This is a genomic window from Pseudoalteromonas sp. T1lg76 (assembly GCF_002964725.1).
GTDB lineage: Bacteria > Pseudomonadota > Gammaproteobacteria > Enterobacterales > Alteromonadaceae > Pseudoalteromonas.
In genome coordinates, this window is sequence record NZ_PQCE01000031.1 from 33,380 (window position 1) to 54,142 (window position 20,763).

At 48.0% G+C, this 20,763-nt stretch carries 14 protein-coding genes; 8 read left to right on the forward strand and 6 right to left on the reverse strand.

Features of this window, described 5'->3' with window-relative positions; translation table 11 throughout:
- Positions 1–2 precede the first annotated feature (2 nt).
- Positions 3–1,352: a class II 3-deoxy-7-phosphoheptulonate synthase gene (locus C2M35_RS11415; protein WP_105201337.1), complete on the reverse strand. Its 1,350-nt coding sequence runs from the start codon at positions 1,350–1,352 to the stop codon at positions 3–5.
- A 181-nt stretch (positions 1,353–1,533) separates the two neighbouring features.
- The gene (locus C2M35_RS11420; RefSeq protein WP_105265385.1) at positions 1,534–1,995 is read right to left on the reverse strand and encodes a low molecular weight protein-tyrosine-phosphatase; all 462 of its coding nucleotides are present in this window, start codon (positions 1,993–1,995) and stop codon (positions 1,534–1,536) included.
- A gap of 196 nt (positions 1,996–2,191) precedes the next feature.
- Between C2M35_RS11420 and C2M35_RS11425 the strand changes: the two genes are divergently transcribed.
- Positions 2,192–3,064: a DNA replication terminus site-binding protein gene (locus C2M35_RS11425; protein ID WP_105201335.1), complete on the forward strand. Its 873-nt coding sequence runs from the start codon at positions 2,192–2,194 to the stop codon at positions 3,062–3,064.
- A gap of 79 nt (positions 3,065–3,143) precedes the next feature.
- Here the strand turns inward: C2M35_RS11425 and C2M35_RS11430 are convergent, their stop codons facing one another.
- Positions 3,144–4,358, reverse strand: coding sequence for a replication protein A (locus tag C2M35_RS11430; protein ID WP_105201334.1), 1,215 nt, complete (start codon positions 4,356–4,358; stop codon positions 3,144–3,146).
- Between the two features lie 786 nt (positions 4,359–5,144).
- Between C2M35_RS11430 and C2M35_RS11435 the strand changes: the two genes are divergently transcribed.
- The 6 genes from C2M35_RS11435 (at position 5,145) to C2M35_RS11460 (ending at position 14,804) form a co-directional block, all read left to right on the forward strand.
- Entirely contained in the window at positions 5,145–6,383 is a 1,239-nt protein-coding gene (locus C2M35_RS11435; protein ID WP_105201333.1) for an AAA family ATPase, read from the forward strand.
- Positions 6,384–6,392: 9 nt separating this feature from the next.
- Positions 6,393–7,358 carry a transcriptional regulator gene (locus tag C2M35_RS11440; RefSeq protein ID WP_105201332.1) on the forward strand — a complete coding sequence of 322 codons (966 nt, stop codon included), beginning with the start codon at positions 6,393–6,395 and terminating at the stop codon, positions 7,356–7,358.
- Positions 7,359–7,500: 142 nt separating this feature from the next.
- Positions 7,501–10,542 (forward strand): DEAD/DEAH box helicase, encoded by a 3,042-nt coding sequence (locus C2M35_RS11445; RefSeq protein WP_105265386.1) that lies wholly within the window; start codon positions 7,501–7,503, stop codon positions 10,540–10,542.
- Between the two features lie 374 nt (positions 10,543–10,916).
- A complete protein-coding gene (locus tag C2M35_RS11450; protein WP_442792757.1) occupies positions 10,917–12,209 on the forward strand; it encodes a DNA recombination protein RmuC in 1,293 nt (430 codons plus the stop codon).
- Positions 12,210–12,470: 261 nt separating this feature from the next.
- Positions 12,471–14,156 (forward strand): substrate-binding domain-containing protein, encoded by a 1,686-nt coding sequence (locus C2M35_RS11455; protein WP_105258664.1) that lies wholly within the window; start codon positions 12,471–12,473, stop codon positions 14,154–14,156.
- A gap of 51 nt (positions 14,157–14,207) precedes the next feature.
- Positions 14,208–14,804, forward strand: a complete 597-nt coding sequence (locus C2M35_RS11460; protein ID WP_105201328.1) for a hypothetical protein — start codon at positions 14,208–14,210, stop codon at positions 14,802–14,804.
- Positions 14,805–15,108: 304 nt separating this feature from the next.
- On the opposite strand, the gene C2M35_RS11465 is transcribed toward C2M35_RS11460, so the two are convergent.
- Positions 15,109–16,713 carry an isocitrate lyase gene (locus tag C2M35_RS11465; protein ID WP_105265388.1) on the reverse strand — a complete coding sequence of 535 codons (1,605 nt, stop codon included), beginning with the start codon at positions 16,711–16,713 and terminating at the stop codon, positions 15,109–15,111.
- Positions 16,714–16,925: 212 nt separating this feature from the next.
- Here C2M35_RS11465 and C2M35_RS11470 point away from each other — a divergent pair, with 212 nt between their 5' ends.
- Positions 16,926–19,100: a malate synthase G gene (locus tag C2M35_RS11470; RefSeq protein WP_105265389.1), complete on the forward strand. Its 2,175-nt coding sequence runs from the start codon at positions 16,926–16,928 to the stop codon at positions 19,098–19,100.
- 72 nt (positions 19,101–19,172) lie between these two features.
- Here the strand turns inward: C2M35_RS11470 and C2M35_RS11475 are convergent, their stop codons facing one another.
- Complete coding sequence (locus tag C2M35_RS11475) at positions 19,173–19,898, reverse strand: YebC/PmpR family DNA-binding transcriptional regulator (protein ID WP_105265390.1); 726 nt, start codon at positions 19,896–19,898, stop codon at positions 19,173–19,175.
- 125 nt (positions 19,899–20,023) lie between these two features.
- On the reverse strand, positions 20,024–20,620 hold the full coding sequence (locus tag C2M35_RS11480; RefSeq protein WP_105201324.1) for an HAD family hydrolase: 597 nt from the start codon (positions 20,618–20,620) through the stop codon (positions 20,024–20,026).
- Positions 20,621–20,763 lie beyond the last annotated feature (143 nt).

A 20,763-nucleotide genomic window follows, 5' to 3' on the forward strand; every position in this document is an offset into this window, starting at 1 on the left:
TCTTATTTGCGGGCGTCTTTTAGTAAGTCTGCAACCAGGAAGCCGAGCTCAAGTACCTGATCGGCATTCAGGCGTGGGTCGCACTGGGTGCGGTAACGCTGAGCCAAATCCTCATCGGAAAGACCATAAGCGCCGCCTGTGCATTCGGTCACGTGCTGGCCGGTCATTTCTAAATGTACACCGCCGGCGTGTGAACCTTCGGCCTTATGCACCGCGAAAAACTGGCTGATCTCACGCAGAATATTATCGAAGCTGCGAGTTTTATAACCCGAGCTGGCCTTTTCGGTATTGCCGTGCATGGGGTCAGAACTCCAGATCACCTTACGGCCTTCTTGCTGCACGCGACGTACCAGTGCTGGAAGTTTCTGTGGCAGCACATCGGCACCCATGCGGGTGATAAGGGTTAAGCGCCCTGGAATATTGTCCGGGTTTACCGCATCAATCAGTTCAATCAGCTCATCCGGGCTCATGCCTGGGCCAACCTTAACACCTATGGGGTTTTTAATGCCGCGGAAGAACTCGATATGGGCGTGATCAAGCTGACGTGTACGTTCGCCAATCCACACAAAGTGCGCCGAGCAGTCGTACCAGTCGCCAGATAGGTGATCACGGCGTGTCAGCGCCTGCTCATAACCCAACAAGAGTGCTTCATGAGAGGTATATAAAGAGGTTTCCGTTAACGATGGCGCATTGGTGGAGTTAATGCCACAGACTTCCATAAATTCGAGCGCGTCCTGAATGCGATCGGCAACCTCTTGATATTTATCTTTTAAGGGGTTGGCAGCAACGAAGCTCATATTCCAGCGGTTTACCTGATGTAAGTCGGCAAGACCACCTTGGGCAAAGGCACGCAACAGGTTAAGCGTTGACGCACTGTGGTGATAGGCCTTCATTAACCTTTGCGGATCGGGCACGCGCGCCTGCTCGGTAAATTCAGAGCTATTGATAATGTCGCCGCGATACGAAGGCAGGCTGACGCCGTCGAAGGTTTCAAAATCACTGGAACGCGGCTTGGCAAACTGCCCCGCCATACGTGCGATTTTTACTACCGGGCATTTACCACCATAGGTTAGTACCACCGCCATTTGCAGCAGGGTTTTAAAGGTATCGCGGATATTAGCGGCACTAAAGTCAGCAAATGACTCGGCACAATCGCCACCTTGCAATAAAAAGGCGCGGCCTTCGCACACATCCTCAAGTTGCTTAAACAGGCTACGTGTTTCTTCGGCAAACACCAAAGGCGGTGCACTGTTTAGCTCACTTTCAACATTGGCTAAGACACTTTGATCCGGGTATGTGGGTTGCTGGACTATGGGGAAATCCCTCCAGCTATTTGGACTCCAAGGTTTCACTTTACAATTTTCCTCATTCCTAATTGTACCTCACTCACGAAAGTACCGAATGGCGGGCGCTAGCGCAAGGGTAAAAGGGGGCGATGGGGGAAATAAAGTATCCTACTTTTGTCGCGGTAGACCTTTATGCAAATTGAACACATCATACTTATTGTGATAAACAGGCGACCTCAGCAATATCTTATCTATTGTCCAATTCATTAAACAGGGTATCAATGGCCGTTTCGCACATGGTGATTACAGTGTCGAAACCTGCATGGCCACCATAATATGGGTCAGGAACCTGGGTTAATTCAGGGTCGGGATGGTAATCGAGCAGACGCTTGATCATTGCTGTTGCATCGACGGGTTGCATGGCCAGCACATCCCGGTAATTTTGTTCATCCATGGTGAGAATTAAATCTTGTTCATAGAAATCATCTTGGCTAAGTCTTTGTGCGGTTAGTCGTGATAGATCATATCCATGTCGCGCTCCATGTGAAATTGCCCGCTCGTCCGGATGCTCACCAACATGATAGCCAGAAGTGCCAGAGCTGCTGAATTCGATATAAGTTAAGCCCTGCTGCACTGCACGCTTTATGGCAATTGCATGAGCGGTTGGTGAGCGGCAAATATTGCCTAAACAGACGAACATGATCTTCATAGGTTTTTCATCCTGCTTTTATGAACTCACTTAACTTTAGTGCCAGTTCGGTAAGAGTAAAGCAACAATAATGAACACATCATACATTGTCGGAAAATACGATAACCTCAGCATTTTTATAATTTTCAATATCTTGTTAAGCAGGGAAGTAACGAGCTAAACTAGCAAGATATTGTATGATGTGTTCTTTATTACTATGAGCAGTGTAAAACTACAGCTTCGCAGCATTTACGACCTGACGCAGGAGTATCTGCAGGATTTTACTCAGTTATTGGCACAGACCCAGTATCGCCAAGCGAGCTATTTTCAATTGCCCTTGCCAACACCTGAGCAAGAGCGAAACCCTTTAGCCGCAATTTCTGTGCAAGGCCATCGAGGTGATACGGCGCTGACACAAATTAAAAACAGCTTTTTAGATTTTCACAAAGACGGTGAACTCAGCGGGAAATTAGCTAAACGTCATCCGGGTATCGTCTTATTACCGCGAGCTTCTTTCGCTACTTTTGAGCCTTATCTTTTAAAAATCAACGAGCTTAAAACTGAGTTTAAGCAAAAGGTGCTGACCTTAGATAATAATGATGCCCGCTTCGATGCGGTTCACAGTGCCGTTCCCGGATTAATGACACTGGCATTTTATCGCCATATCCATTTTGAAGCTCACTCTCCCTACTCGGTGCGTTTTACCTGGATGCAAAAACATTCCACCAAATCTCTTACCCGTAAGTTAGCACTTACTATGTTAGAGCGAAGCAGTGCTTATTCTAATCCACGCATGATAGATCAACAGCAGTGGCAAATCTTAGTTGAGCAGGAAAAACGTAAGGTTGCGAGTTTAGCTGAAAACGAAAAGTTACGTATTCGTCGGCCTATAAGGGTCACGCCCGAAGTAAATGTGCGCTTCGCTGATAACCGCCGTTATCATGTTAGCGGTGCTTTGCCCTTTATCGTGTTTGACGACAATCCGGAGATAAAACTTGGGGAACTCAAAGATTACCAACCTAAGGAAGATCCGCGAAAACGTGACTATGAATACCTAGTTGAGCGACTGTACTTAGCAAAAAGTGAGTAAGTACTCACATTAAATTCACCCGTATTCGTTATGTTAAAAAGCCCACAAATGTGGGCTTTTCTATTAGAGCAGACAAGGATTACTTTTCGACTATTTCTTCAAGCCTTTCTTCATCTATGATCTCTGCATTTTCGACAATGCGTTTGCCACCTTGTATTTCGATACGTTTGTTTTGCTTATTCAAAGTAAGAATTTCTTCGCAAAACTCATCGGACGGATGCATTTCGTAAACATAATCGATAATTTTCCCGGTTGATTCCTCTTTCACATTGGAAATGCTGTAATCGGAAATGGCACCCTTGTCGATTAGGTCTTTCATGGTTGTAGTCATATCACGGCGCAGGGCTTTTAATTTATTGTCGGTGATCTTGTCATCGGCATAGATTGAGCCATATTTTTCCATAATAGACAGCAGACGGAAGTGGTAGGTCTTGCCCGGCGCTGCGTAGCGCCATAAGTGATACAGGCGCAACATCATCCAGCGCGATAATCCGCGTTTCAGTTCTTGCGCGCGGTTAAAGTAATAACCTTTATATTCCAGGTTATCTATCATGTTGTGAACAAAAGCGTTTAAACAGGCCACACATTTTACATTGCCGCCCTGCCCTTTCTTACCGCTGAAATGTAATGATGATAAGAAGTTCATATTCGACTCATAAAATGAATCGTCAATATTGGAATTCTTGGTATCGGTCGCCGTGTACTTAAAGGACAACTTGGAACCTTGCAGGGCTTCCAATGATTCTTTAATTTGCGGGTACGGCATCGACTGACCTACGGCCTTGAGCTCCTGGGCCAGTTCATTCATCGAAAAGATAACCGCGTACTGGATACCCGATTTAAAGTTGATTTTGACAATCTTGCCTTTGGACGCCAAACGAATTAAGGCGCGCTCAACTTTTTCTTCTCTGTCAGATGGCCATACCAGGCATTCAACTTCTTCGCCTTCTTGACGAGTACTGACCACTGCCGGGGTAATTTTAATTTCCCCCTCATACAGTATGCCATCTACTTTTTCCGAGATTCGGCGAGTAATAATGGTTTTCTTCGGTGCATCTTCTAGCGGCAATTTTTTATGACCGGAACGGACGAAGCGCCCCCAAAGATCATAATGATTGAAGGTATTAGAGTAGGCTCTTAATCCATGTACAGAACTTTCGATTGAAATGCGCACATCTTTATTGTCGGTGAACAATGCCAGATTTTCGTTATCCGTTGCACTTTCAACGCCATTGATCTGGCCTCGCAAAGAGTCTGGTAAGTTTTCTACCGAGATATTAACCTTGCGGTTCATTGTTATTTTCCATTGCTATCGATGCCAAAGGTAATATCAACACATAATACGAAAAAAGTTAATCATCTATGTTAGTAAAAAACTGATCCAAGTTCGAGTTTCATGGTTTGGATCACTTTTTTACTAACCTTAGGCGATTAAACGTTCAGTTTGAAACTTTTGGGATCAGATTTTTATTAACTCATGGGTTATAGATCATCTTTTTACCAAGTGCGGCATCAGATTTTTTGTATTTTTGTTCTTTCATTTAAAAAATTGCGGTTTTTTTGGTCATTATTGGCCCTGTAAACGCCAGCCTTGTGTATAACTGGGCAAGCGCTTGGTAGAGATCTGATCTATAGCAGGTAAAGATCAGATCTTTACCTAGATATCAGTGCCTTAGTTACCTGATTATGTGTATAACTAGGAGCAAATGGTTAGTAAAAAAATGATCTAACCCGGTGTTTTTGTGAGTAACCTTGTACGTAAGCTGTGCATAACTTAAAGCGAAGATTTTCACTTACTATAATGTTGATCCATGACTTGGTAGGAATCAGATCTATACCAAGTAAAATGATGATCTAAGAAAAATATTAATATCATTAAAAAACAATTAGTTAGAATGGATATTTCCTGCCTTAGCCTTTATATACCTATATATTTAAACGAATCTAATCTAGTTATTACCTTATAGGAAGTTTTCAATCAAAATGTCTTTCTTGTTTTTAATGCAATGTCGCCTAAAATATATGTTTACAGCTAAAGAAGTGGACATTATACTCATGGCTTAAACTTAGGGATGCAAGTATGACAATAAAACAAAGTGCGCTAAGAACCTACCAGTTACTTAAGGCTACGGCCGATGTTGCTGAAAAGTCACTCGAAGGACGTATTCAACATTATCGAGCCCATCTCAAAGCAGAAGAGAAAGAGCTTCGAACCTATACTCAAAAGGCCGCCGCCGATCTATTAGGTTGTAATAACCGTACCTTAAAACGACGTCATGATCAGGGTGATTTCGATCACATTGAAATTCGCCGTGGTGCCAATGGTCATTATGCCTACACATTAGCGAACATCTATCGCATGGCCGAAGTGATGGGCATTGATGCCGATCATCGTCAAGTTGATGATAAACTTCAGGTTATTGTTATTAATTCACTGAAAGGTGGATGTGGTAAAACGACCAGTATGGTTAACATCGCCGCCGCACTTGCAACCACGAATATTAAACGCTACCGCATTGGCATTATCGATTTAGATCCGCAAGGATCCTCATCAAGCTTTTTCCCACCGGGTGAACCCGATCCCATAACTGTGGGTGATCTGATGCGTGATTGTATCGAGCTTGACGAAAACGAAACCTGGGAAGGGATCGTCAGCGATGCATTTTTAAAAACCCATATCCCTAATATTCGCATCCTGCCATCGGGCATGGATGATTTTTACTTCGAGCACGAGACAGCCACGGCACTGCGTGAAAGTGGTGATTATGGGCAAACGCGCCATTACCATAAGTTATTGGAAAAGGTCATTGAGCCGGTACAGGATCAATTCGATATTATTTTGATCGATACGGCACCATCACTTAACTTTATGTTTTACAACGCATTAATGGCTTCAACTGCGATGCTTATCCCGGTGCACCCGGAAGCTGTCGACTTTGATGCGAACAATAAATACCTTAAGCGCCTGGGTGAGATTTATCACACCGTGGCCGCCCTAGGTCATGATGGTTGGGACTTTATGCAGTTCCTAGTTACCAACTATGTTAAAGGCAACCATTCCCAACGCGACATAGTTAAAGATGTGCGCTCTGCGTTCGGTCGTCAGGTAATGAGCTATCCGATAAACCATAGCAGTGCAATTACCGCAAGTTCTTCGTCGTTCAACACCATTTTCGATCAGAAAACCTCTGACAGTTTGGCTAGCCGAGAGTCTTTGGTTAAGGCTCAGGAAAACGTGAAAGACGTGGTTGATGAATTAGAAATGCTTATTCGTTCCAACTGGGCATCGACACAATCACAACTTAAGGCAGCACAGTAAGGCATTATCATGGCAAAGAAACGTAAGAACGACACTCGCATAGACCCGTTTGCAACCGCAGTAGAAAGTAGCAGCCTGGATCAATTACTGGCCCAAGCTCAGGCCGGGGATGTGATCAGTATGCCGGCGCCGAGCGATCCTAACCGCACCATTCGCCTCACTTGCCAGGTGATTGCCCATCAGGATATTGAACAACGCACCAAGGTCTACGGCAAGAACCGCCGTGTCCAGGCGCTCCTGACAGAAAAGTCGGTGGCCGATATTCTTCCTGCCATTCGCGATGATGGCCGTAACCAGCACCCAGCACTGGCTTGGGAGCAGAATGGCGAGCTTTTGGTTTTGGCCGGCTCGCGTCGTCGTAAGGCTTGTATGCTGGCACCGGCGGATTATCTGGTATTAAGCTCCAGCGATTTTAACGATGAAGATGCGAAGATCCTCGCGGTTTCTTCGGATCAATATATAGCCCCTAGTTTATGGGAGCTGGGCCAGGCCTATGCATCGACGCGTGAAGAGTTGAAGGAGCAGGGTAAGAAGGGCTCGTATCGTGAAATCGCTCAGTTAGAAGGTGTTTCACACACAGCCATTGCCGATGCCATTAAAGCCTTTGAATGCCTTCCTAAGGATGTGTTGGCGCTCTACCCTACCGCCAACCATGTTGGTCGTGAAGTGGCTAAGAAGCTTATCCAGGCGCAAGATAAAGACGGCAGTGCCTTTAATGAACGTGTTGCCGATTGCCGTGCCCAATTTGCACAAACCGGCTTCGATAGCGACGACAAGGCTGCGCTTGCGGTAACCAAATACCTGTGTGAAGCGCCGCAAGGGACAAAGCGCAACGAGGACATTAAACTCGCCAATGACTTTGTGCGGATCCAAAAGCACAGTAAAAATGGTGATCTAACGATCAGGATCGACAATAAGATAATGACAGAGAAGCGCTTTATGCAACTGGCTAAAATGCTGGAAAGTTTTAATTAAGCTACTTTGCCTTGTTGTTTTTAAGCCTGGGCTTTGAACCGGGCTTTTTTATGCCCTCAATTCGCCTGAGTTCCACGCTCTGGGGCTTTTTCACCATGTCGAAAAACGATATACTGGCCTATTTCAGTAGTTGGGTTGGACCATGGCCGCATCGTTTACTAAAGAGGATTTGCTCGCAGTCTTTGCCGAGATCAATGCCGAGCCAGCTCCTTTGCCATTGTCCGAGCAGGCGCTGAAGCAGCTATTTAGCAAGGGGGTTTACAGTCGCGCCCAGCAAATGCTGCGTGATGAGCAAGTGCTTTGGGTAAAAAGCAACGAGGACTACAGCCGTATCGAGGCTCAGGTGCTTGACGATGACGGTACCACCTATGATCAGCATATCCAGCTTCAGTTTGGCGAGCACACTCAGATAGAAGCCCATTGTAGCTGTCAGGCCAAGGTGCGCTGTAAGCATGTGGCCAGCGCCTTACTGCAACTCAAACTCCAAAGTCAGGGCGAATTTGCTCACCAATATCAAATAGATGATTGGTTTTGTGTTTTGGCTCAGCATGACAGCGAGCCAGCCGAAGGCCAGCAACAGGTTTTGTTATTCGAGCTGCACCCACATCAGAACGAACTTCAACTTCAGGCCAAGATGGCACCCAATACCGAAGCGGGTTTGCAGTCTCAGGGCCGAGCGCTGAGCGAGCAGCAAAGCCATACTCAGGTTACCCCAAAAGGGCTTGATGAAGGCGATTTTCGTCTGTTTAGCTGGATACGCTCGCAAAACCTCCCCGGACAAGCCCTGCTTTATGGGCACTGGGGCGCCCGTGCCTTGGTGCAATTACTTGCCCGCGCCCGTCTGTTTTTTGAAAAGCAGCGCCAGCCTCTGCTTTTGGGTAAGCCGCAGCAGCTGCAATATCAGTGGCTACGCCATGAGGGCAAGGCGAAATTAACCTGCAATATCGCCGACTTTGATGCCGACAGAGTATTTAATACCGCCCCGCCCTACTACCTTGATAGCAGCAAGAATCAGATAGTGGCCTTGCATACCCATCTGTCTGGCTCGCAGATCAAACAGTTGGCACACTTTCCTGAGGTGAATGAGGAAGATGTTAGTGCCTTGTCACAGCGTCTTGACGATGAGCTCGCCCTTTCGTTGAGCAAAGGCGAAAAAAAAAAGCCTAAGCTAGGCTTTACCCTGCGCTTTATGCGCACATCTGCGCCTTATCTTATTGCCGTTGAAGGACAAGCACCAACTCAGGCCAGCCTGGCCAATTTAGGTCTTGAGCCATGTAAAGGGCCTTTACAGCAAGAGTATCAAGTAATTATTGCCGACACCTTGCAAGAGCAGCAATGGCTCTTTGAGCTTGAGCAAGAGGTTCAGAACTTGGGAGGAAAGGTGATTTCCTTGCCACGTCAGCGCCAGCAAACCAGCGCTGTGCTGACACCCCATCTGGTTATCGATAAGCTTCAGGGACATCGTTTCCTAGTGCGCTTTGAGTTGCACCACAAGCAAAAGGTCTTTATTTTAAGCGCCGAACAACTGGCTAATAATGCCAACTACAGTGCTCATTATTGTTATTTAGAATGTGACGGCCAGTTATGTGTCATAACTAGTGAGGCCGCAAAACTGATGCTCAGTTATCTGCAACGTTTTGCCAGCGCTAAAGAGAAAAGTATTTGTTCCATTCCGCGCAGCCTGTATCCCCAGTTAACCGAGCAAGCTCACTGGCAGTTATCGGTTGCAACCTCTTTGGCACCCTTATTACAAAAGCCTACTTTGAGTTCATTGCAGCCGGTTAAACTGGCGCCCAATGTACAATTGCGAGAGTATCAGCAAGCCGGAGTCAACTGGCTGCAACTGCTTTCCTTACAGGGGCTAGGCGCCGTGCTCGCCGATGATATGGGCCTGGGTAAAACCCTGCAGGTCATTGCCTATCTCAGTACCCTGAAACCCCGTGCCGGTCGACCACATCTGATCCTCTGCCCTACCAGTTTGATTGGTAACTGGTGTAACGAGATTAAGCGCTTTTGCCCACAATTGTCGGTACAGGTGGTAGCTGGCAATAACAGAACCATCATGTTGCAGCAGTTGGCCAAGTATGAGGTGCTCATCACTACTTATACCCTGTTTAAACGCGACTTTGCCTTTTATCATGGGGTTGAATATCACACCCTGGTCTTGGACGAAGCGCAGGCCATTAAAAACGCTCAGTCTCAGCTTAGTCAAAAGGTTAAGCAACTAAGAGGACAATTTCGTCTTGCCTTGAGCGGCACCCCCTTTGAAAACAACCTGCTAGAGCTTAAATCCGTATTCGATTTTGCCATGCCTAGCCTGCTTGGCTCTGATAACCAGTTTAAGGCGAACTTTTTAGACCTTGAACAGACGGGTAAAAATGCCCTTAAAGAAGCGGTGCGCCCCTATTTACTGCGCCGTGCCAAGGCAGATGTGCTGAGCGAACTGCCGAGCAAAACCGAGTTGGTTAAACAGCTCGATATGCTTGAAGATCAAGCCAATGTGTATCAGGGCTATCACAGCGCCCTGCACCAAAAGCTCAGTCATCTGGTTTCCACTCAGGGCATTGGCAAAAGCAAATTGCAGTTTCTCGATGCGCTGCTAAAACTAAGGCAAATTTGCTGTCACCCGGGGCTGGTTGACCCTAGTTATCAAGGCGGCAGTGCCAAGTTGCAATGGTTGCAAACCCATTTACCCCAGATGCTGGAGCAAGAGCATCATGTGATTATTTTCAGCCAGTTTACTTCCATGCTCAGCCTTATTGGCGCGCAGTTACAGGATATGGGCATAGACTATGCGTTACTGACCGGGCAAACCCGAGACCGCCAGCGTCAGGTTGATGACTTCCAACAAGCACGTAAGCGGGTGTTTTTGATCAGTTTAAAGGCCGGTGGCAGCGGTTTAAACCTGACTCAGGCGGATACCGTGATCCACTTCGACCCCTGGTGGAACCCGGCGGTGGAGCACCAGGCTACAGACCGAGCCTATCGCATGGGGCAAGACCGCTCGGTATTCGTTTATAAGCTGATCTTGGCGGATTCTGTAGAGCAACAGGTACAGGCCCTGGCCGAGAAGAAACGCCACCTGGTGGATGAGTTCCTCAATGGTAGTTTATTATCAGATAAAAAAATTGATGATAATCAACTGCTTGAAATGCTGAATCTAGAAAAAGAAGAAAAAGTTTAAATTTTCCTGAACTTTCTCCCGCACCGGGACTCTACTATTATGCTTGCGATGCAAGCACCCTATGTTGATTTCCCTGATTATTATGATTTTAAGGCCAGCTTGATTTAGCTGGCTTTTTTTTGCCCCTTGGTCGGGATTTGCCGTTATGTATGCGTTAGTAGAGCAATGCAAGAGCAATTGCCGAGCGCTCGACAAAAATGTGATTTTGTTGAGGTGTCGGCGCAGAGCACCGACCTAGATACTTACTTTCCTGATAAAATTGGTATTATCACTCTATACATAACAATAATTAATGCGGGATCAATATGCTTTCCTTGTTTTCCCAAAGCTCACCTGTGTTGCTTGGCGCCCTTGCTGCGCTGGCTTTATCTTCGATGACCTTAGCCTTTGTATTGTTGCGCGTTCAAGGGCGTTTACGCGCCGCGTTGACTCATAACAATGAACTGCAACAGCAAGCGCACGGCGCCGAAGCGCGTACCTCTGAGCTGAGCCGTCAGGCGGCAAGCGAACGTGAAAAGGGCGAGCAATTGCAGCAAAAAGTGATCTTGTTACACGGTCGCTATGAATCCCTCAAGGCAACCCTGGAGCAAAAGGAAACGCACTTTGCGCAGCAACTCAGCTTGTTGCAAGATTCCAAAGAAACCCTGAAAAAGGAATTTGCCCTGCTCGCCAATCAGGTCTTTGAAGACAAGTCACAACAGTTTAAGCACCTTAACCAGGAAAATATGGAACAGTTGCTTAAGCCGGTGCAGGGGGAGCTCAAAGGCTTTCGCGACAAGATGGAGCATATACACGCTCAGGAATTGCAGCAAAGAGCCGCATTGAAAACCGAGCTGCAACATCTGCAAAAGCTCAATCAATCGATCACAGAGCAGGCGCAGAGGCTCTCTACGGCGCTACAGGGGCAAAAGAAGACACAGGGTAACTGGGGCGAACTTATGCTGGAGAACGTGCTCGACAGCGCCGGTTTGCGCCTTAATCAGGATTATCGCCGTGAGGTAAGCTTCGACTCACCCCTTGGCCGATTGCGTCCAGATGTGGTGGTGTATTTGCCGCAACAGCGCCATATAGTTATCGATGCGAAAACATCCCTTAACGCCTACACCCGTTATGTGAATGCCCAAACTGAGCTTGAAGCGCAGCAGGCCTTGGGTGAGCATGTGCAGGCGGTGAGCGAGCGCATTAATGAGCTCGCGAGCAAGGACTACCACCGCCTTGAGCAATTAAATTCGCCTGAGGTGGTGATCATGTTTATGCCCATCGAAAGCGCCTTTGTCGAAGCCCTTAAGTTTCAACCCGACCTTTATCAGCGCGCCATTGAAAAGAATATTCTGGTGGCCACCCCGACTACCTTGCTCACCAGCCTGAACATAGTAAAGCAATTATGGCGTTTTGAAGATCAATCCAAGCACACTCAAGAGCTGGCGAAACGCGCGGAGCGTTTCTATACCAAGCTCAATTCCTTCTTAGTGTCTATGGAAGGTGTGGGGAAACAGCTTGATAAAGCGCGGGAAACCTATGATAAGGCGTTTTCTCAGCTCTACAGCGGTAAGGGCAATCTGATCAAGCAAGCCAATGAATTTAAGGAGCTGGGTGTGGCGGTGCAAAAGGAGTTACCCGAGTCCTTGCGCGAAAAAGCCGAGCTTGAGCTAACACACAGCGACTAATGTATTTGTATGCCTGCCCTGCCTGTTTTGGTCAGGGTAGGTCATTGTATGTGTCGGAGGATAAAAAGCACCGCCAAATTTGGCGATACCCAAAGCAAACTCATCAATTTAGGTAGTAAGCTCCATCCTTTAAATGTACATATTTTAGGTAATTTATTGATTTTCAATAAAAAGAGATAAACGTAAACCCCCTTTACGTTTCATAAAACTGTCATTTTTCTGTTTTATTCTTAGCCCCAAAATTGAACATGGGCTTAACACATGACATCAGCACATCAACAGAACTTCATCGCACAGCTAAAACAACTACAAAGCTTGGCGCAAAATAAATTTGGCATTGATATCGCTACGGAAAAGTTTATCAATGATGATAACTACCGTGATTTGGTACTTAACGAGCTGGGTTTGCTCGGCGACAGTGAACTTAATACGGTTATTAATGCACTAAAACAACCCGCCGCTGCGGCTACCCAGGCTGAGCCAAAGGCGGAAAGCAAGAAGCCACTGGCTCTAATCTTTACTTCCATTACAGCAGCAATAGCCCTTGGCGTGGCCAGTTACACCATGTTTGCGGGCAAGCCAGAGGTTGTGGTGACACAGGCTCCAGTGCAAAGCACAGAGCAAGCACCTGTACAAACTCAAACCACCGCTACGGTAACCGCAGCCCCTGCGGCGCAGGTGCCGGCAGAGCCGCAAGCACAATTGGCATTTCGTATTCACGGCTCTAACACCATAGGTGAAAAACTGGCGCCGGCGTTAATCGAAGGCTACTTAACAGAGCAAGGTGCCAGTGATTTCACTTGGCAACAAGGTGATGTGGCGGTAGAGCGTGAGCTTCACTATCGCTTAGCCGATAAACCTTACTATATTGAACTGCATGCGCACGGCTCAAGCACCGGCTTTGCCGATGTGCAGGCGGCCAAAGCTGATGTGGCTATGGCATCGCGCAAGGTAAAAGATAAAGAAGTGGCCAGTCTAAAAGATCAATATGGTGACTTCAGCCAGGTGGGTAATGAGCACATTATCGGCCTTGATGGTCTGGCGGTGATTGTGAATCAAAACAACCCTATCAGCCACTTGACCACACAGCAACTGGCGGACGTTTTTTCCGGCAAGATCACTAACTGGCGTGAGCTAGGCGGTGCTTCGGCGGCCATTAATTTGTATGCCCGTGATGCTAAATCTGGTACCTGGGATACCTTTAAAAACCTGGTTTTGAAAAAGCACAGCGCTAAACTAAGCAATAACGCCCAGCGTTTTGAGTCCAGCTCTGAGCTATCGCAACTGGTGTCGCAGGATGAGCACAGTATCGGTTTTATCGGCCTTAACTACATAGTGCACAACAAAGCGGTAGCCATCTCTGAGGGTGAGCAAACTGCGCCTATCTACCCTACCCGCTTTACCATAGGTACTGAGGACTATGCCTTGTCACGTCGTTTGTATCTGTATACACCGACCACGGCTAACATGTTCGTTAAGAACTTTGCTCATTACGCTATCTCATACCCGGGTCAGGAAATTGTGGCCGAGACAGGTCTAATTTCACAGAACATCCATGTTGAGCGGGTACAGGCACCGCTTACAGCTCCTGCGGTTTATAAGCAATATGCCAGCCAGGGCCAACGTCTGTCTCTTACCTTCCGTTTCGAGTTCGGCAGCGGCCAGCTTGATAACAAGGGTAAGCGCGACTTACAACGTCTGCTTGGATTCTTAGAAGAGCACCCGGAAAAGCGTGTGGTACTAATGGGCTTCTCGGATAATTCCGGTGACGACGTGAAGAATAAAACACTGTCAACACAACGTGCTCGTTCGGTAGCCACCGAGCTTAGCGCCCGCGGTATTGGCGTATTTGACACTCAGGGCTTTGGTGAAGCTCTGCCGGTTGCCAACAACAGCACGGTACAGGGGCGTGAGCGCAACCGCCGAGTTGAAGTTTGGGTTTTGTAATAAAAGTTTAACAGTCGTCTGCTAGACTGACGACTCTCAACAGGAGGGCTTATGTTTGCAATATTAACGGATCATCATAATCTTACTCGTGCCTTTGCGCGCTTAAGCATGCTTGAAGCTATTCGCGTCAAGCGCAATGTGGATCAGGTTTTTACCGACCTTAACATGCCCTCCGCAGCACTGATTGAAAAAATGCGTGAAGAAGGCTTGCTGGGCTCGCTGAGTACATCTATGTCGAAGCCGGACCACCTGACCTCACAGTCGGTCTTGCAAAACCATCTTAGCCAGCTGTTTTTGGATTACAGCAAGCTTAAGCAAACACTTGAACAGTTAAGCTTAGCCGAGAAGATCTGTTGTAAAGAAACTGTGGATATTGCCATGCTGGCGCTTAATCTGCCCTCGGACTCTTTAGCCGATATGATGGCGCAAGAAGGCGTGTCGGTAGATCATATTGCCCCGCAAGATCCACATCAGCAACAGCTTGATTCTGTGCGCGCTCGTTTAAACCAAGCGGCACAAAAAACCGCATCGCAGGACGCTCAGAGTGTGCGTGAGCGCCTTAACGCGCTTGCCCAAGGTGACAACCCAAAGCCTAGCACCGCCGAAGAAGATAATTCTGTGGTGCCTCTGCGTCGCCATCAAGCCTAATTTAAACACTTGCACTGGACCAAAAGGCCGTCATTAGTACGGCCTTTTTTAATGCCACCAGGATTGCTTTAGTAAAAAACCAGGTTAGTAAAAAAATGTTCCGGGATCCCCTGAGAAGTTAGTAAAATCTTGGTTTGTTCCTAAAAGTTATATCAAGACACTTGGTAAAATTTTGCTTTATGCTCATTTGCAGGGCCAATCAGCTTCTGTAGCGCCCCTTTGCTTTGGGCATTGCTCGACCTGGTTAAAAGCTGATCTCAATAAAAAAGGGCCATTCGGCCCTTTTGCTTGCAACACACAGTGGTTAGAACTGATTCATGGTATTGGCTTCACCGCCCGCTTTAAGCGCATTTTCACCGGAGAAGTACTCTTTATGGGTATCACCGATATTAGAGCCTGCCAGGTCTTGGTGCTTAACCGAGGCCTGCTCGCGGCGGATTTCCTGACGTTGAACGTCGCGTACATAGGCCAGCATGCCCAAGTCACCGAAGTAACCTTCAGCAAGAATATCTGTGCTTAGTGCCGCCGTATGGTAAGTCGGCAAGGTGATCAGGTGGTGGAAGATACCAGCTTCACGGGCACCATCGCGCTGGAAGTTACGTACAAGTTCGTCGGCAGCAACCGCAAGCTCTGAGCTATCCAGGCTCGCATCCATCAACACCTTGGCATCCGCAGTTGGATCTGGGTAGGCGCTTAGATCACGGCCTTCAGCCTGCCATTGTGCGAAAACCTGCTCACGGAACTTCAATGTCCAGTTGAATGACGGCGAGTTGTTATACACCAGCTTGGCATTGGGTACCTGCTCGCGAACTCGATTTACCAGTTCGGCAATTTGCTGCACATTTGGCTTTTCGGTTTCGATCCACAGCAGGTCGGCGCCATGCTGCAGGCTGGTTACACAGTCTAGTACCACGCGGTCTTTCTCTGTGCCGGCGCGGAATTGGTAGAGGCCATTGTCCAAACGTACCGGCTTGCATAGTTGGCCGTTCAGTTTAATCGCCATTTCGTTGTCTTCCAGGTCATCTGCGCCACTGATAGGTTGAGCATCAAGGAAGTCGATGTACTGGCTGGCCAAGTCGCCCGGCTCTTTGCTTACTGGGATTTTCTGCGTCAGGCTGGCACCCAATGAGTCGGTACGGGCCACGATAATGCCGTCTTCCACGCCAAGCTCTAAGAAGGCATAACGCACGGCGTTGATTTTCGCTAGGAAGTCCTCGTGCGGTACGGTTACCTTACCGGCCTGGTGACCACATTGCTTGGCATCGGATACCTGGTTTTCGATTTGAATGGCACAGGCGCCCGCTTCAATCATCTTTTTGGCCAACAAATAGGTGGCTTCTTCGTTACCAAAACCGGCGTCGATATCGGCGATAATAGGTACCACATGCGTTTCAAAATTATCGATTTGCGCTTCGATGGCCGAAGTGTCCGTACCGCTTTGCTGCGCCGCATCCAGGGCTTTATAGAGGTGATCCAGCTCACGGGCATCCGCTTGTTTTAAGAAGGTGTAGATCTCTTCAATCAGTGCCGGAACCGAGGTTTTCTCATGCATACTTTGGTCCGGAAGTGGACCAAACTCAGAGCGCAGCGCCGCTACCATCCAGCCGCTCAGATACACATAACTGCGCTTGGTGGTCTTTTGGTGACGTTTAATCGCCATCATCATTTGCTGCGCCGTGAAACCATGCCAGCAACCTAAAGACTGAGTATATTGGCTTGAATCGGCATCGTAAGCGGCCATGTCTTCACGCATGATTTTGGCGGTGTACTTGGCGATATCCAAACCTGTTTTAAAGCGGTTTTGCAGCTGCATACGCGCCGCATAAACAGGGCTGATGCTGTTCCAGCGTTGACCATTTTGTTGGCATAGGGTAGCCAGGCTGTCTATCTGTGCGTTGTACTGTTTCATAGTCGGTATCCTTTGAACGTGTAATGGTTAAGTTTTGCAACACCCTGTGTATGAGGTGGTCGCCTTGTACTTTTACCCTAGGCCGTTTTTCAAAGATTTATTAAATTTATAGTTGTTATTACCGCTATATTTTTAGTGAATAGGTTTTGTGTTCACATTCACACATTTTCGTTTACAGTGAAATAACACTTGTTCGTTTAAAGGAATTGCTCATGACTCAGCGCATCTCGCACAGCGGCCTGTCTATTGACGCCACGCTCTATGAGTTTATTACTCAAGAGGTACTGCCCCAGACCGATATAGACGGTGATACCTTGTTCGCCGGTGTTGCCGATATTATCAAGCGACTTACGCCCATCAACAAAGCCTTGCTGGCCAAGCGTGAGGCGCTGCAACAGCAGATAGACACTTACTATCAGGGCAATACCGAGCATAACCTTGATGAATATACGGCGTTTTTGCGCGAGATAGGTTATCTGGTTGATAGCCCAGAGTCGGTGAGCATAGAAACCACCAACGTCGATGCGGAAATTGCCACCATGGCCGGCCCGCAACTTGTGGTGCCGGTGAGCAATGCTCGCTTCGCCCTCAATGCCGCCAATGCCCGCTGGGGCTCTTTATACGATGCCCTATACGGCAGCGATGTGATCGCCGAGGAAGAAGGCGCCGAGCAAGGCGGTGGCTATAACCCGGTGCGTGGCTTTAAGGTGATGGCTTATGCCCGTCAATTCCTCGACCAAGCCCTGCCCCTTAGCAGCGGCTCACATATCGAAAGTACTGAATACGCCATCAACAATGGTGAATTGGTTGTGACCCTGGGAGATTCTCAGCAGGTAAGCTTGCAAAACCCGGCTCAGTTGCTCGGTTTCCAGGGCCAGCCACAGCGTCCTTCCGCCTTGCTGTTCTGCCATCATGGCCTGCATTTTATTATTGCCATCGACCCGCATCATCGCATTGGTCGTGATGATAAGGCGGGTATTAAAGACATTATTATGGAAGCGGCGCTGACCACCATTATGGACTGTGAGGATTCGGTCGCGGCGGTGGACGGTGAAGATAAAACCAATGTGTATCGCAATTGGTTTGGTCTTATGATGGGTCAGCTGAGCTGCAGCTTTAACAAAGGCGGCGAGCAGCTTGAGCGTACATTGAACCCGGATCAGCAATTTACCAAGCTCGATGGCTCGCAACTCACCCTGCACGGGCGCAGCCTGATGTTTGTTCGTAATGTCGGTCATCTGATGACCAACCCGGCGATACTCGATAGTGAAGGCAATGAGGTGTTTGAAGGCATCATGGATGCCATCTTTACCAGTTTGTGTGCCCTGCCCGAGTATTACGGTCGTAGCAAGCTGGCGAACTCGCGCACCAAGAGCATCTACATTGTTAAGCCCAAGATGCATGGCCCGGAAGAAGTGGCCTTTACCGAGCAGCTTTTTAGCGAGGTAGAGCGTCTACTTGGACTTGAGCAATACAGCATCAAAATGGGCATTATGGATGAAGAGCGCCGCACCTCGGTTAACTTAAAAGCCTGTATCGCCAGTGCCAAACAGCGCGTGGTGTTTATCAATACCGGCTTCCTAGACCGTACCGGCGATGAAATTCACACCGCAATGGAAGGCGGCATCGTCTTGCCTAAGGCGAAAATAAAAGAGCAGCCTTGGATTGACGCTTATGAAAAGCGCAACGTCAGCATAGGCCTGGAATGTGGCCTTAGCGGCAAGGCGCAAATTGGTAAGGGCATGTGGCCCATTCCAGATAAAATGGCCCTGATGATGGAGCAAAAGGTGGCGCATGTGCAATCCGGCGCCAATACCGCCTGGGTGCCCTCCCCTACCGCGGCGACCTTACATGCTCTGCACTATCATAAGCTCGATGTATTTGCGGTGCAAAAATCCCTGCCGCCACTCGGTGAGGATTCGTTGGCGGCCTTGTTGACGCCGCCCATAGACAACGGCCAGCAATTGAGCCCGGAGGATATTCAACTGGAGCTCGACAACAATGCTCAGGGTATTCTTGGTTATGTAGTGCGCTGGGTCGAGCAAGGCATAGGCTGCTCTAAGGTGCCGGACATTAATAACGTCGGCTTGATGGAAGACAGAGCGACCCTGCGGATCTCCAGCCAGCATATTGCCAACTGGTTGCGTCACGGCGTGTGCTCCAAGGAGCAGGTGCACAACACCATGGCCCGTATGGCCAAGGTGGTGGATGAGCAAAATGCCGGCGACCCCAGCTATATTGCCATGGCCGCTGATGAGCAGTCGCTCAATGCCAGCTTTGCCTTCCAGGCAGCCTTGGATCTGGTGTTTAAAGGCTGTGAGCAACCCAGCGGCTACACCGAGCCCCTATTGCATCATTATCGTCGCCTGTTTAAGGAAGAGTCGTAAGAAGTGTAAACCCCCTTTACACAAAAAAGCCGGATTTAAATCCGGCTTTTCTTTTTTGCGTGTTGGACGCTATTAGTTGTTCACAATGGCATTGTGATAGATGTTTTGCACGTCGTCGCAATCTTCAAGCATGTTCATAAACTTCTCAAAGTTGGCGATATCGTCTGCATCGGTGATCTCGATATGTGTTTGTGGCACAAAGGTGATCTCGTCGATTTCAAAGTTAATGCCATCGAATGCTTCGGTAAGTGCGGTTTTCGCCTTAAAGTATTCGGTGTGCGGCGCAAATACTGAAACCTTGCCGTCTTCTACTTCTATGTCGGTCACGTCTACATCGGCCATCATCAGCGCTTCTAGCACAGCTTCGTCGTCATCGCCTTCAAAACCAAAGATCGCCAGGTGATCGAACATGTGTGCTACACAGCCCGGGCTGCCAATTTTTGAATCGGTTTTGGTAAAAGGAAGACGTACGTCCTTGATGGTACGGTTCGGGTTGTCGGTTAAACAGTCAACGATAACCATGCAGTTACCCGGGCCATAGCCTTCGTAACGAGCTGTTGAATAGTCTTCGCCAGCGCCGCCAGCGGCTTTTTCAATGGCTTTATCGATTACGTGTGCTGGTACCTGATCTTTTTTCGCTTTATCCATCAAGCGACGAAGAGAAAGGTTGGTCTCTGGGTCAGCACCGCCGTTTTTTGCTACGACGTAGATTTCTTTACCGTATTTTGAGTTTACTTTTGTTTTTGCCGCAGCGGTTTTCGCCATGGCGTTTTTACGAACTTCAAACGCTCTGCCCATTTTCAATCTCTCAAGTTTGAATTTAATGCTTTGCACGATTTTAACAACTCAAGGCAAATTGGGCTAGTGTCATGTTTTTATAAAAGCAGTATAGCCTAGTGGTAAAACCTAAAAAACCACGCAATTTAACATAACTCAACGAGTGCGGGTAATTCACTAAAGCAACGGATCACATAATCCGCCTGGGCCGCATAGTCGGGAATGCTGTGCGGCGCGTACAAGCAAGCGCGCATATTGGCATTATGGGCGGCCTGAATATCGTATTTATAGTCGCCTACGTAAAGCAGGTGCTGCACCGGCATCTGCCAACGTTCGGCAATATGCAATAAAGCACTGGGATTGGGTTTAGCGGGGGCATCATCCCGGGTCAGTACCAGATCTATGGGAATGGGATTTCGGCTCATCTTTATACCCGTGGCCTGCTCCGAGTTTCGTGTGACTATTGCCATGGGGATCTGTGCCTTATGCAGGCTGGCAAGGGACTGGGCGACCTGGGGTAGCAGCACGGCTTGTTCGGCGTCTGCCAGTTCATGGTCGAGTATTACCTGCTCGGCGTGGCGCTGACCATCGCTATCCAGGCGGGTGATAAATTCGAGTATATCCTCGCCATGGGCGCAGTTTATTTGCTTACGAATAAGGGCAAAATCTAATTGTGAGCTAAATAAGGTGCCATCCATATCAAAAATAACGCCTCTTAATGGCACATTGTGGTATTTGCTCATAAAGTTCCCCTAATACTAACTTCTGGTAAATGTTTAGCCGATACAGGCAATGTAGCAGTAACGGCTCTATATAGCGACCTTGGTTTTCATCCTTGCCAACCCTTCCCTTCTAAATCCTGTAACCGATAATAAAACCATATAAA

Coding starts and splice junctions, on each gene's coding strand:
- C2M35_RS11420 (WP_105265385.1), bottom strand. CDS start 1,995: ATGAAGATCATGTTCGTCTGTTTAGGCAATATTTGCCGCTCACCAACC.
- C2M35_RS11480 (WP_105201324.1), bottom strand. CDS start 20,620: ATGAGCAAATACCACAATGTGCCATTAAGAGGCGTTATTTTTGATATG.
- C2M35_RS11425 (WP_105201335.1), top strand. CDS start 2,192: ATGAGCAGTGTAAAACTACAGCTTCGCAGCATTTACGACCTGACGCAG.
- C2M35_RS11450 (WP_442792757.1), top strand. CDS start 10,917: ATGACCTTAGCCTTTGTATTGTTGCGCGTTCAAGGGCGTTTACGCGCC.
- C2M35_RS11460 (WP_105201328.1), top strand. CDS start 14,208: ATGTTTGCAATATTAACGGATCATCATAATCTTACTCGTGCCTTTGCG.
- C2M35_RS11440 (WP_105201332.1), top strand. CDS start 6,393: ATGGCAAAGAAACGTAAGAACGACACTCGCATAGACCCGTTTGCAACC.
- C2M35_RS11435 (WP_105201333.1), top strand. CDS start 5,145: ATGACAATAAAACAAAGTGCGCTAAGAACCTACCAGTTACTTAAGGCT.
- C2M35_RS11430 (WP_105201334.1), bottom strand. CDS start 4,358: ATGAACCGCAAGGTTAATATCTCGGTAGAAAACTTACCAGACTCTTTG.
- C2M35_RS11445 (WP_105265386.1), top strand. CDS start 7,501: ATGGCCGCATCGTTTACTAAAGAGGATTTGCTCGCAGTCTTTGCCGAG.
- C2M35_RS11455 (WP_105258664.1), top strand. CDS start 12,471: ATGACATCAGCACATCAACAGAACTTCATCGCACAGCTAAAACAACTA.
- C2M35_RS11465 (WP_105265388.1), bottom strand. CDS start 16,713: ATGAAACAGTACAACGCACAGATAGACAGCCTGGCTACCCTATGCCAA.
- C2M35_RS11470 (WP_105265389.1), top strand. CDS start 16,926: ATGACTCAGCGCATCTCGCACAGCGGCCTGTCTATTGACGCCACGCTC.
- C2M35_RS11475 (WP_105265390.1), bottom strand. CDS start 19,898: ATGGGCAGAGCGTTTGAAGTTCGTAAAAACGCCATGGCGAAAACCGCT.